Consider the following 12,302-nt stretch of genomic DNA (forward strand, 5'->3'; position numbering starts at 1 on the left):
GCCTGTCGGGACGGCGGGTCGAGCGCACGGGCACCGCCGTCCGCGTCGCTCCTCGCCGTGGCCTTCGTGGCGGACCGGCGCTCGCTCCCTTCCGGACCTCTCCGGCGACGGTCCGTGCCCGTGCCTCGCCCCGGACTCCGCCTGCCATGCCGACGGGACGGCCGGTCGAACGCGCGGCGCGGGTGCGCCCACGCCCGCGTCACTCCCCTCTCGGCCCTCGTAACAGACGTGGAGGCGGCGCCGCCGGTCCTTCCGGAGGTGGCGGGCCGCGGGCCGTGCCCGTGCCTCGCCCCGCCCGCATGCCCGACAGAGCAGGCGGTCGAATACGCGGGGCGCGGGCACCCGCACCGGCACCGCACCCGCGTCACTCCTCGTCCCGGCCCTCCTGGCGGGCCTGGAGACGACGGCGTTGCGGTTCCACCACGTACGACGGGTCCTTCGTGGAGGTCACCCCCGCCTCGAACGTGCCGAAGCGCTGCAGGACGCTGCCCGCCATCAGGGCCAGCCCGCCCACGGCGGCGGCGACGCGGCTGCGGCGGGCGAGGGTCAGCGCGGTGACCGCGCCGCCCAGGGTGAGGTACTCGGAGGCCTTGCGCAGGCGGTGCGGGTGGCCGGTGGTGTACGCCTCCGTCACCAGGCCCGGCCGCCGGTCGATGAGCCGCGACGCGACGATCTCGGCCGCCGCGCCGACGACACCGAGCCGCCGCGCCGGCCCGGCTTCGGCCACCGGTGCCGTCAGCATGCCGAGACCGGCGGCACTGGCGGCCGCGGAGCCGGTGAAGACGAACGGCAGTTCGCGACGGGCGTCGTGCCACGCGGGCACGGCCGTCTGCGACAGCAGGACCGCCGTGTACGAGGCGACCCCGGGGGCGAAGACGGCCGCGGACAGGCCCGCGGGGCGCGCGGCCCGTCGCAGCAGCCGCCCGGGCAGCGTGCCGCGCACGGCGGCGGGCAGCACCTCGGCGGTGGCCGCCAGTGCGCTGCCGGGCCCGTACGCGACGAGGATCCACGTGCCGACGGACATCGGCGAACTCGGCTTGGCGACCCGCAGCATGTGGTGGAAGCGCTCGGGCCTGCCGAGGTCCGCGACCAGCAGGTACATGCTCGCGAGCAGGGCGGCGAAACCGCCGACCCGTGCGGTCCTGCGCAGTTCGGGACGGCTCGTCAGGTCCGCGCCGGCCGCCAGCAGCGCGGCTCCGGCCGACAGCCCGCCGGTGAAGAGGTACGCGGGGATCTTCCACTCCCACACCGGCGGCTTGAGGACCGGACGCCCGTAGTAGGAGCGGAACGTCGCCCTCGGCACCATGGACCGCTCGCGGCTCCCGTCGTCGTCCCGGCCGCCGCGGCCCTGCCGCACGGCCCCGTCGCGGCTCACCGTCGTCCCCCGCGCACGAAGACCGCCGCCGAGACGGCCAGCAGCGCCGCCGCCGCCGCACCCGCGTGCTTCCACATCGACATCAGGTCGCGGGTCGGCACGACGGGGTCCGGCGGCAGCCCGTACACCTCCGGGTCGTCGAGCAGCAGGAAGAACGCGCCGTCGCCGCCCACGCCGTCCTCGGGGTCGCGGCCGTAGAGCTGGGCCTCGGCCACCCCGGCCTCGTGCAGGGCCGAAAGGCGCCGGTCCGCACTCCGGCGCAGCTCGTCCAGCGGGCCGAACTGGATGGAGTCGGTCGGGCAGGCCTTGGCGCAGGCCGGTTCCAGCCCGTCGCGCAACCGGTCGTAGCACATGGTGCACTTCCAGGCCCGGCCGTCGTCGGGGCGCCGGTCGATGACGCCGTAGGGGCAGCCCGACACGCAGTAGCCGCAGCCGTTGCAGATGTCGGGCTGCACCACGACCGTGCCGAACTCGGTGCGGAACAGGGCGCCGGTGGGACACACGTCCAGGCATCCGGCGTGCGTGCAGTGCTTGCACACGTCGGAGGACATCAGCCAGCGGAACTGGGTACGGGTCTCCGTGCCCGTGCCCGCACCGGGGAGATCGAAGGAGGGGAAGCCGAGTTCCACCGGTGCCGTGCCGAGGTCGCCGCCGCCTCGTCTCGCGACCTCCAGCGCGTCCGCGACCACCTCCTCCGCCTCCTCGGTGCTGGACGGCCCGACGGGCAGGTCGGCGAGACCCGCGTCCTGCCGGCCGAGCGGGCGCTCCTGCTCGATGAAGGCGACGTGCCGCCAGGAACTCGCGCCCAGCATGCCGGTGTTGTCGAAGGACATGCCCAGCAGGTCGATGCCGTCCTCGGGGATGCCGTTCCACTCCTTGCAGGCCACCTCGCACGCCTTGCAGCCGATGCACACGGAGGTGTCGGTGAAGAAGCCCATCCGGGGCGGATGCTCGCGGTGGCCGGCGTCCCCGGCGGGATCCGCGAGCGGCCCGTAGAAGCTGTTCTCGGCTGTCATGACGGCTCCTCGGGCCGGTCCGGTTCGATGTGCGCACGCTCGACGTGGCCGCCGGCCGTCGCTATGCGGGTGCCGGTCTCCGTCGTGATGCCCGCCCGGCGCCGGTAGTCCGCGACGTACTCGAGCAGGGCCGGTCCCCGCGGGCGCCGCCCGGGACGCACGTCGCAGGTCAGCACCTTGCTCTCCTGGATGAAGACGTTCGGGTCGGCCACCACGCCGATCAGGTCGTTGACCACGTCGCCCTTGGTGAGCCCGGTCTGGCCCCAGTGGTAGGGCATCCACACCTGGTGCACCACTCTGCCGTCGACGCGCAGTGGCGCCATCCGGTCCGTGACCACGACGCGCGCGTCGACCGCGGTCCTGCTGGTGATCACATGGGCCCAGTCCAGATGCCGCAGTCCGCGCTCGACCGCCAGCTCCGGCGAGACCTCCACGAACAACTCCGGCTGGAGTTCCGCCAGGTAGGGCAGCTGCCGGCTCATCGCGCCCGCCGTGTGGTGCTCGGTCAGCCGCGCCGCGGTGAACACGAACGGGAACACCTCGAAGTGCGCCTCGGGCGGGGCGGGGTTGGAGGGGTTGTCGGGACGCCCGTAGACCTTGCGCACCGGGTTGCCCTGCTGTCCGTAGAGCCGGTTGCGCACCGGCGACTCGTGCGGCTCGTAGTGCGTGGGCAGCGGGCCGTCGGCGAGCCCGGCAGGGGCGAACAGCCAGCCCTTCCCGTCGCGCATCATGATGAACGCGTCGTCCCCGTCGAGCGCCTCGACGCCCGACGCCCCGTCCGGGGCCTTGTAGTCCGGCGGCTTGTTCTTCTCGAAGTCGGGGGTGTCGTGGCCGGTCCACTCACCGGCCTCCGCGTCCCACCAGACCAGCTTCTTCCGCTCGCTCCACGGCCGCCCCTGCGGGTCGGCGGAGGCGCGGTTGTACAGCACACGGCGGTTGAGGGGCCATGTCCAGCCCCACTCGGCGTCGTACGGGCCCGTCTCGAAGCGGGAGGTGCGCCGGCGGGACTGGTTGGTCTCGCCCGCGTACACGCCGCTGTAGATCCAGCAGCCGCAGGCGGTGGTGCCGTCGGCCTTGAGGTCGAGATAGCCGTCGACCGTCCGGCCGGTGCGCAGGTCGATGCCGTTGATGTGGCGCAGCACGTCCGACGGGGACGGCTCGTCGCCCTCCGTCTCGTAGCCCCAGGCCAGGTCCAGCACGGGGCGGTCGCGCTCGTCGGTCGAACCGGCCAGCCGCTCCTTCAGCCGCACCCCGAGCTGGTGGAAGAACCACAGCTCCGACCGCTGGTCCCCGGACGGTTCGACGGCCTGGTCACGCCACTGGAGCATGCGCTGCGTCTGTGTGAAGGTGCCGGCCTTCTCCACGTGCGAGGCCGCGGGGAAGAAGAAGACTTCGGTGCGGCACTTCTCGGTGACGATCTCCCCGGTCTCGATCTCCGGAGCGTCCTTCCAGAACGTGGCGCTCTCGATCATGGCGAGGTCGCGCACGACCAGCCAGTCGAGGTTCGCCATGCCCAGGCGTTGCAGTCGGCCGTGTGCCGAGCCGACGGCGGGATTCTGTCCGAGGAGGAAGTAGCCGAAGACCTTGCCGCCGTCGACCATGTCCATCACGGTGCGGTAGGTGCCGTGGTCGCCGTTGATCCGGGGCAGGTAGTCGAAGCAGTAGTCGTTCTCCGCCGTCGCGGCGTCGCCCCAGTACTCCTTGAGCAGCGAGACCATGTAGGCGTCGGCGGCGCCCCAGAACCCCTTCTGGCCCCGGCCGCGCACCCCGTCCAGATAGGTCGCCAGGTCCTCGTGCGTGGTGTCCGGCATCGGCAGGTAACCCGGCAGCAGATTGAACAGCGTGGGCACGTCCGTGGAGCCCTGGATGCTGGCGTGGCCGCGCAGCGCGAAGATCCCGCCGCCCGGGCGCCCGATGTTGCCCAGCAGCAGCTGGACGATCGAACCGGCCCGGATGAACTGGGCGCCCACCGAGTGCTGGGTCCAGCCCACGCTGTACACCAGTGCGGTGGTGCGCTCCCGGCCCGAGTTCTCCGTCCAGGCCCGGCACACCTCGAGGAACAGCTCCTGCGGAACACCGCAGATCCGCTCCACCATCTCGGGGGTGTAGCGGGAGAAGTGCCGCTTGAGCACCTGGAACACACAGCGCGGGTGCTCCAGCGCGGGGTCGGACTCGATGCCGCCCGCGGCCCCCTCTATGAACGGCCCGCCTGCGCCGTGCTGGTAGGGGGCGGACACCTCCTTGAGGTGATGGCCCGGCTGCTCCTCCATGGGGGTGCTCGCATAGGACCAGCTCGACGCGTCGTAGGACGCGGTCTGCGGGTCGTAGCCGCTGAACAGCCCGTCCAGATCCTCGGTGTCCTGGTACCGCTCGCTCAGCAGGAAGGGCGCGTTGGTGTACGCCCGCACGTACTCCCGGAAGTCCAGGTCGTGCGTGAGGATGTGGTTGATCACTCCACCGAGGAACGCGATGTCGGTGCCGGCCCGCAGCGTGACGTGCTGGTCGGCGTGCGCGCTCGTCCGGGTGAACCGCGGGTCGATGTGGATGACCTTGGCGCCGCGTGCCTTGGCCTCCATGACCCACTGGAACCCGACCGGGTGGGCCTCCGCCATGTTGGAGCCCATGATGATGATGCAGTCGGAGTTGATCAGGTCCTGCTGGTAGTCGGTGGCACCGCCACGTCCGAACGAGGCTCCCAGACCGGGAACCGTGGCGGAGTGTCAAATACGGGCCTGGTTCTCGATCTGCAGGGCGCCCAGGGCGGTGAACAACTTCTTGATGAGGTAGTTCTCCTCGTTGTCCAGCGTCGCCCCGCCGAGACTGGCCAGACCCATCGTGCGGCGCAGCGGCCTGCCGTCCGCGTCGGCGTCCTGCCAGCCCTTGCGCCGCGCGTCGAGCACCCGGTCGACCACCATGTCCATGGCCGCGTCCAGGTCCAGTTCCTGCCAGGCGGTGCCGTACGGCGGGCGGTAGAGCACGCGCTGCTCCCGCTGCGGACCGGTGACCAGCTGCTTGCTTGCCGAGCCCTTCGGGCACAGACGGCCGCGGGAGATGGGGCTGTCCGGGTTGCCCTCGATCTGGACGACCTTCCCGTCCTTGACGAAGACGCGCTGCGCGCAGCCCACGGCGCAGTACGGGCACACCGAGCCGGCCACCCGGTCGGCGCTCTCCGTACGCGAGGTGAGCCCGGCCGAGCGGGCAGACTGTGCGGCCTTGCCCCGGCCCAGCGGGTCCGTCCCGGTGAGCTGCCGGTAGACGGGCCAGGCCTCGATCCAGCGCTTCACGCCCATCCGCCTGCTCCTTCGTGCGGTGGCCCCCGCCTGCTGTCGACGCTACCGGCCGGACGGCCGCCCGCAAGTCCGGCACACCCCGGACCGGGCGGGCAGCTACGCCGACCAGCAAGCCGTCGGCGGTGGTCGGCGTGCCCTGACCACCGCCCTGGTCGGCATCGTGGCCGTCGGCACCGCTCGGCATCCCGGCCCGGCGACGCCGGTCACCACGCCTGACGCCCCGGGCGTCCGAGCAGGTCGAAGCGGCCGCCCTCCGGCAGACGGGCCGGGAGACGGATCCCGCTCAGGGGGCCCGTGGTACCGATGAGACAGAGAGCTAGAATCGAATACATGAGCGAATACTCACCGGCTCGCCCCACCCCACGGCACTTCGCACCTCGTGCAGTGATCCGGCAGGCGCCGGCGCTTCCGGCCCGGTCGAACCCGTGGGAGCGGCCGATCGAGCGGGGCCGGTGGGCGGCTGCCGGACCGTGACCGAGCGCGGCCGGTCCGTCGGCGGCCCGCCCGATCCGGCGCTCGACGCACCGCGGCGGCGAGCTCCGGCGGGCGCGCGCCGCGGACGGACACAGCGCTCGGATCCACGCTCGGATCCAGGAAAGGGGCCACGGTCACGCGGCTGCCGTGACACGGTGCCCGGATACATGTCAGGGAAGGGACGGATGATCCTGTGGGCATGTCCCCAAAGCGACCTGTGGTGGTGCATCCGCCGTCGCCGGACGGCGGACGCCGGGTGACGGTGGAGGCGGTGAACCTCGGTCTGGCCCAGGAGCCCCGGGACGTCGAGGAGTTCCTGAGACGGGCGGGACTCGAGGACGTCGACGCACGGACGTCGGATCTGATCGAGTGGCGCGGGGGCGGGCCGGACGTATGGCCGGAATGACCGAACCGACCGCGGGTGAACGTGAGAGGCCCGCCGTCCCGTGGACGGCGGGCCTCTCGACCGTGCAGCGTGGGTCAGCGGCGTGCGGAACGATCCGTCAGCCGTTGCCGACGAAGAGGACGAGCAGCAGCCACACCACGGGCGCCGTCGGCAGGAGCGAGTCGAGGCGGTCCATGATGCCGCCGTGTCCCGGCAGCAGCGTGCCCATGTCCTTGATGCCGAGATCACGCTTGATCATGGACTCGCCCAGATCGCCGAGTGTGGCGCTGGCCGCGACCGCGAGACCGAGCAGCAGGCCCTGCCACCAGGAGCCGCCGTCGATCAGGAACTGCATGCACAGCGCGCCCGCCACTATCGCGAAGGTGACCGCACCGATGAGTCCCTCGCGGGTCTTGCCGGGGCTGATGCGCGGCGCGAGCTTGTGCTTGCCGAAGCGCCAGCCGATCGCGTAGGCGCCGGTGTCGCTGACGACCGTCAGCACGAGGAAGGTCAAAACGCGCCGCGGGCCGTCGTCCGCCGTCAGCATCAAGGACACGAACGTGGCCAGGAAGGGCACGTAGAAGGCGGCGAAGAGGCCCGCCGTGACGTCCTTGAGATAGCCGTCCGGTGGCTCCGTCATGCGCCAGACGAGGATCGCGAGCGCCGTCAGCGCCATCGCCACCCAGGCGCCCTCGGCACCGCGCACATAGCCGGCGACGACCATCGCCGCACCGCCGACCGCAAGCGGTACGAGGGGCGCCTTGATGCCCTTGCGCTCCTCGAGCCGCTTCGTCAACTCCCACAGGCCAACCACCACGGCGACCGCCACGACGCCGACGAAAACAGCCTTGACGATGAACAGTGACGCCACGATCACGATGCCGAGCCCGACGCCGACCCCTATGGCCGCACCCAGGTCGCGGCCCGCGCTCTTCTTCTGCGGCGCGGGCGCCGGCTGTGGGGCGTCGGGCATGGGCTCCGGATTCTCAGGTACCGCCCAGTGGGACGGCGCCTGCAGCGTCTCGTCTCGGAACAAGGGGCCGCTCACCCGAGCGGCCCCCCGGCCGTCATCCTGGTCACCGGCGGGTGCGGGTACCTCGGGCACGATGGGCATGGGGCGAGTCTGCTGGGCGTCATGCGCATCGTACGCGGAACCCGCCGGGCCGGGACCGTGAGCCGGCCCCTGGTCGGCGGGTCCCCAGTACCCGGTCTGTGGCGGCGCCCCCCAGGAAGAGTCGTTCATCAGACCTCGAGAAGCTCCGCTTCCTTGTGCTTGAGCAGCTCGTCCACCTGCGCGACGTACTTCGCGGTGGTGTCGTCGAGCTCCTTCTCCGCACGGCGGCCCTCGTCCTCGCCGACCTCGCCGTCCTTGACGAGCTTGTCGATGGCGTCCTTGGCCTTGCGACGCACGGAGCGGATCGCGACCTTGGCGTCCTCGCCCTTGCCCTTGGCGACCTTGATGTACTCGCGGCGGCGCTCCTCGGTGAGCTCGGGGAACACCACACGGATGATATTGCCGTCATTGCTCGGGTTGACGCCCAGGTCGGAGTCGCGGATCGCCTGCTCGATGTTGCGCAGCGCACTCTTGTCGAAGGGCGTCACAACGGCCATGCGCGGCTCCGGCACGGAGAACGAGGCCAGCTGGTTGATCGGCGTCGGTGCGCCGTAGTAGTCGGCCACGATCTTGTTGAACATCGCCGGGTGCGCACGACCGGTGCGGATCGCGGCGAAGTCCTCCTTGGCGACCACGACGGCCTTCTCCATCTTCTCCTCGGCCTCGAGGAGGGTCTCTTCGATCACCACTTGCTCCTGCGTGTCTTGAGTAGGCCCGGCATCCGTGGGCGGCGGCCGGTTGCGTCGCGTCTTCTTCCTGCACGGTTCCGGACCGGTAGACCATTGTCCATCCCCCGGTCAGGGTCCGTCGTCCGGACGGGGTTCGCCCCGAACAGGTCTGCCCGCCGGTCAGTTCCGGCTGTCTTGCTCACCCACGAGTGTGCCGATCTTCTCACCCTTGACGGCCCGTGCGATATTGCCCTCCGCCCGGAGCTCGAAGACCAGGATGGGCAGCTTGTTGTCCCGGCACAGCGTGATCGCGGTCATGTCGGCGACCTTGAGGTCCCGGGTGATGACCTCGCCGTAGCTGAGCGAGTCGAACTTGACGGCCTCGGGGTTGGTCTTCGGGTCGGAGTCGTAGACCCCGTCCACCCCGTTCTTGCCCATGAGCAACGCCTCGGCGTCGATCTCCAGGGCACGCTGGGCGGCGGTCGTGTCGGTCGAGAAGTACGGCATGCCCATACCGGCGCCGAAGATGACCACGCGGCCCTTCTCCAGGTGGCGCACGGCACGCAGCGGAATGTACGGCTCGGCGACCTGGCCCATGGTGATGGCGGTCTGCACCCGCGAGTCGATGCCCTCCTTCTCCAGGAAGTCCTGGAGGGCCAGGCAGTTCATGACCGTGCCGAGCATGCCCATGTAGTCGGAACGGGCACGGTCCATGCCGCGCTGCTGAAGCTCGGCCCCGCGGAAGAAGTTGCCGCCGCCGATGACGACGGCGATCTGCGAACCGTCGCGCACCACGGCCGCGATCTCACGGGCGATGGCGTGCACCACGTCGGGGTCGACGCCGAGTCCGGTCCCGCCGGAGAACGCCTCCCCGGACAGCTTCAGCAGAAAACGGCCGCGTACTTTGCCGTCGTCGCTCTTCTCGGCCTTGGTGGTCATGAAGATCTCCTCGTGGTGCACATACGAAGAAGGCCATTGCCGGTGGGGTGTGGTTCGCATCCCATGCGCGGCAATGGCCTCCTCGTCAGATCTGCTGTCGTCCGTCACGCGTGCGTGCGGGACGGCATACGCGAACTGCACGGACGACTGCTTACGACCCTATCGGGGTCGCCCGTCGATCGCGGTACGGACTCAGATGCCGACCTTGATGCGCGTGAAGCGCTTCAGGGTGACACCCGCCTCGTCCAGAACCTTCTGGACGGACTTCTTGTTGTCCAGCGCGTACGGCTGGCCGAGCAGGGTGGCGTCCTTGAAGAAGCCGTTCAGACGACCCTCGACGATCTTGGCGATCGCGGCCTCGGGCTTGCCCTCGGCGCGGGTCGTCTCCTCGGCGATACGGCGCTCGGACTCGACGACCTCGGCCGGGATCTCCTCCTTGGAGAGGTACTTCGGCGCGAAGGCGGCGATGTGCTGGGCGACGCCCTTGGCGATCTCGGCGTTCGGCTTGTCGAGCTCGACAAGGACACCGATCTGCGGGGGCAGGTCGGGCATGGTGCGGTGCATGTACGCCGTCACGAAGCCGTCGGCGAACTGCGCGAAGCGGTCCAGGACGATCTTCTCGCCGAGGTTGGCGTTGGCCTCGTCGACGAACGCCTGGACGGTCTTGCCGGCCTCGATCTCGGAGGCGAGCAGGGCCTCGAGGTCGGCCGGGGAGCTCTTGGCGACGTGCTCGGCGATCGCCGTGGCGACGGCCTGGAACTTGTCACCCTTGGCGACGAAGTCGGTCTCGCACTTCAGCTCGACGAGGACACCGGAGGAGTTGTCGTCGGCGATGATGGAGACCACGGCGCCGTTCTCGGCGGAGCGGCCCTCGCGCTTGGCGACGCCCTTCTGGCCCTTGATGCGCAGCGCCTCGACGGCCTTCTCGACGTTGCCCTCGGCCTCGTCCAGCGCCTTCTTGCAGTCCATCATGCCGGCGCCGGTGAGCTCACGGAGCTTCTTGACGTCGGCGGCGGTGTAGTTCGCCATGATCTGTGAATCTCTTCTCGGAGTTCGAAGTCTCGAAGTCGGCGGCCGCTGCGGCTTGGGCGGGCGTCCGCCAAGGATCTACGGGCTACGAAGATCTACGGGCTGCGGGTGAACGGCGGGTGGCGCGGTCGGCGCCACCCGCCCTCACTTCAGCCGAACGGCCTGAGGTCAGGCCTGCTCGCCCTCGGCGGCCGGGGTCTCGGCGGCAGCCTCGGCGGCCGGCGTCTCGGCCGCAGCCTCGGGAGCCGGCGTCTCGGCCGCAGCCTCGGCGGCCGGCGTCTCGGCGGCGGCCTCGGGAGCCGCAGCCTCGGCGGCGGGGGCCTCCTCGGCCTTCTTCTCACCCTCGAGCAGGTCGCGCTCCCACTCGGCGAGCGGCTCGCCCGCGGCCTTCTCGCCCTTGCCCTCGGTGGCGACACCGGAACGGGCGATGAGGCCCTCGGCGACGGCGTCGGCGATCACACGGGTGAGCAGGGTGACGGAGCGGATGGCGTCGTCGTTGCCCGGGATCTTGTAGTCGACCTCGTCGGGGTCGCAGTTGGTGTCGAGGATGGCGACGACCGGGATGTTGAGCTTGCGGGCCTCGCCGACCGCGATGTGCTCCTTCTTGGTGTCCACGATCCAGACGGCGCTGGGCACCTTCTGCATCTCGCGGATACCACCGAGGGTCTTCTCCAGCTTGGCCTTCTCGCGGGAGAGGACCAGGAGCTCCTTCTTGGTCAGACCGGAGGCCGCGACGTCCTCGAAGTCGATCTGCTCGAGCTCCTTGAGGCGCTGCAGACGCTTGTAGACGGTCGAGAAGTTGGTGAGCATGCCGCCCAGCCAGCGCTGGTTGACGTAGGGCATGCCGACGCGGGTGGCCTGCTCGGCGATGGCCTCCTGCGCCTGCTTCTTCGTACCGACGAACATGACCGTGCCGCCGTGGGCGACGGTCTCCTTGACGAACTCGTAGGCGCGGTCGATGTACGACAGCGACTGGAGCAGGTCGATGATGTAGATGCCGTTGCGCTCGGTGAAGATGAAGCGCTTCATCTTCGGGTTCCAGCGACGGGTCTGGTGACCGAAGTGGACGCCGCTCTCCAGCAGCTCCCGCATCGTGACGACGGCCATGGCCGTTCTCCTTGAGTTTTCTCGGTTGTGCCGCGGGTGCCGGATGACACCCGCGCCTGACGCCCGCGATGCGCCGTGCCACTGGGGACCGAGGGGCGCTGACACCGGCTGCGTAAGGGCCCGGTGTCGGGGCGTGCGAAGTCGACCCGGTGGCCCGGGTCGCCATAAGAAGTGTACGGGACATGCGGAGCGGCGGATGACGCCGCTGTCCACAACCCGGCAGTTGTCCACAGATCCGGCCAAGATCACCCGTGATCCGGGACCGTTTCTCCCATGCGAGCGAAACGATGCGCACGGACGTGGTCCGCGGTACTGCTGGTGATGACGCTGTGCGTACTGACCCCGGTGGCCTGGGCGGGTACGTCGGCTTGGCGGCGTCCGGCCACGTCGCCCCCGCCGGCCGCCGGCGATCCCGTGCCCGCCGTCGCCCGGGGGTGGCCGGTGGGGCAGCGCCCCGCGATCCTCCGGGGCTGGGACCCGCCGCCGGGTCCGTACGGTCCCGGTCACCGGGGCGTGGACCTGGCGGCGCAGCCCGGCGATCCCGTGCGGGCGGTGGCCGCGGGCCGGGTCGTGTTCGCGGGGCGGGTGGCGGGACGAGGCGTGGTCTCGGTCGATCTGGCGGACACGGGCGATCCTCCGCTGCGTACGACGTACGAGCCCGTTCGCGCGTCGGTCGGCGAGGGCGACGAGGTGGTGGCCGGCGGAGAGCTGGGCGTGCTGGAACCGCCGGCCGCCCATTGCCCGCGCGCCTGCCTGCACTGGGGGTTGCGCAGAGGGGAGGCGTATCTGGATCCGCTGGCCCTGCTGCCGCCGTGGCTGCTGCGGGCCGGGCCCTCGCGATTGTTGCCGCTGAACGAGGTGCCGTTGCCCCGGAGACGGCCTTGAGGCGCTGTCCGCCGGTGCCG

At 70.8% G+C, this 12,302-nt stretch carries 10 protein-coding genes; 2 read left to right on the top strand and 8 right to left on the bottom strand.

All coding sequences use genetic code 11. The annotated features are described in order from the left end of the window. Positions 1 to 364: 364 nt before the first annotated feature. The 3 genes from nrfD to fdh are packed head-to-tail and all read right to left on the bottom strand — an operon-like array spanning position 365 to position 5,681. A complete protein-coding gene (gene nrfD / locus ACSHXN_RS12990; RefSeq protein WP_356113599.1) occupies positions 365 to 1,375 on the bottom strand; it encodes an NrfD/PsrC family molybdoenzyme membrane anchor subunit in 1,011 nt (336 codons plus the stop codon). Continuing rightward, positions 1,372 to 2,391, bottom strand: coding sequence for a 4Fe-4S dicluster domain-containing protein (locus tag ACSHXN_RS12995; protein WP_355131855.1), 1,020 nt, complete (start codon positions 2,389 to 2,391; stop codon positions 1,372 to 1,374). Before ACSHXN_RS12995 ends, nrfD begins: the two co-directional genes overlap by 4 nt. Continuing rightward, complete coding sequence (gene fdh, locus ACSHXN_RS13000; RefSeq protein ID WP_438303145.1) at positions 2,388 to 5,681, bottom strand: formate dehydrogenase; 3,294 nt, start codon at positions 5,679 to 5,681, stop codon at positions 2,388 to 2,390. The genes ACSHXN_RS12995 and fdh overlap by 4 nt, the downstream gene beginning before the upstream one ends. A 673-nt stretch (positions 5,682 to 6,354) precedes the next feature. On the opposite strand from fdh, the gene ACSHXN_RS13005 reads away from it, so the two are divergent. Next, entirely contained in the window at positions 6,355 to 6,561 is a 207-nt protein-coding gene (locus ACSHXN_RS13005) for a hypothetical protein (protein ID WP_355131853.1), read from the top strand. Positions 6,562 to 6,658: 97 nt separating this feature from the next. On the opposite strand, the gene ACSHXN_RS13010 is transcribed toward ACSHXN_RS13005, so the two are convergent. The 5 genes from ACSHXN_RS13010 to rpsB form a co-directional block, all read right to left on the bottom strand. Then, positions 6,659 to 7,783, bottom strand: coding sequence for a phosphatidate cytidylyltransferase (locus ACSHXN_RS13010; protein WP_355131852.1), 1,125 nt, complete (start codon positions 7,781 to 7,783; stop codon positions 6,659 to 6,661). Further along, a complete protein-coding gene (gene frr, locus ACSHXN_RS13015; RefSeq protein WP_059129097.1) occupies positions 7,783 to 8,340 on the bottom strand; it encodes a ribosome recycling factor in 558 nt (185 codons plus the stop codon). Before frr ends, ACSHXN_RS13010 begins: the two co-directional genes overlap by 1 nt. 162 nt (positions 8,341 to 8,502) lie before the next feature. After that, entirely contained in the window at positions 8,503 to 9,261 is a 759-nt protein-coding gene (pyrH, locus tag ACSHXN_RS13020; protein WP_355131851.1) for a UMP kinase, read from the bottom strand. Between the two features lie 192 nt (positions 9,262 to 9,453). Then, complete coding sequence (gene tsf / locus ACSHXN_RS13025; protein WP_355131850.1) at positions 9,454 to 10,290, bottom strand: translation elongation factor Ts; 837 nt, start codon at positions 10,288 to 10,290, stop codon at positions 9,454 to 9,456. A gap of 168 nt (positions 10,291 to 10,458) precedes the next feature. Next, positions 10,459 to 11,397, bottom strand: a complete 939-nt coding sequence (gene rpsB / locus ACSHXN_RS13030; protein WP_356294941.1) for a 30S ribosomal protein S2 — start codon at positions 11,395 to 11,397, stop codon at positions 10,459 to 10,461. A 273-nt stretch (positions 11,398 to 11,670) separates the two neighbouring features. On the opposite strand from rpsB, the gene ACSHXN_RS13035 reads away from it, so the two are divergent. After that, on the top strand, positions 11,671 to 12,282 hold the full coding sequence (locus ACSHXN_RS13035; RefSeq protein WP_355131848.1) for a M23 family metallopeptidase: 612 nt from the start codon (positions 11,671 to 11,673) through the stop codon (positions 12,280 to 12,282). Positions 12,283 to 12,302: the final 20 nt, after the last annotated feature.

The organism is Streptomyces sp. HUAS TT11 (assembly GCF_051553595.1).
In the GTDB taxonomy this organism is placed as follows: Bacteria; Actinomycetota; Actinomycetes; order Streptomycetales; family Streptomycetaceae; genus Streptomyces.

Excerpts from the sequence above, each read along its gene's own strand:
- rpsB (WP_356294941.1), bottom strand. The coding sequence starts at position 11,397 with ATGGCCGTCGTCACGATGCGGGAGCTGCTGGAGAGCGGCGTCCACTTC.
- pyrH (WP_355131851.1), bottom strand. The coding sequence starts at position 9,261 with ATGACCACCAAGGCCGAGAAGAGCGACGACGGCAAAGTACGCGGCCGT.
- ACSHXN_RS13035 (WP_355131848.1), top strand. The coding sequence starts at position 11,671 with ATGCGAGCGAAACGATGCGCACGGACGTGGTCCGCGGTACTGCTGGTG.
- ACSHXN_RS13010 (WP_355131852.1), bottom strand. The coding sequence starts at position 7,783 with ATGAACGACTCTTCCTGGGGGGCGCCGCCACAGACCGGGTACTGGGGA.
- tsf (WP_355131850.1), bottom strand. The coding sequence starts at position 10,290 with ATGGCGAACTACACCGCCGCCGACGTCAAGAAGCTCCGTGAGCTCACC.
- ACSHXN_RS13005 (WP_355131853.1), top strand. The coding sequence starts at position 6,355 with ATGTCCCCAAAGCGACCTGTGGTGGTGCATCCGCCGTCGCCGGACGGC.
- ACSHXN_RS12995 (WP_355131855.1), bottom strand. The coding sequence starts at position 2,391 with ATGACAGCCGAGAACAGCTTCTACGGGCCGCTCGCGGATCCCGCCGGG.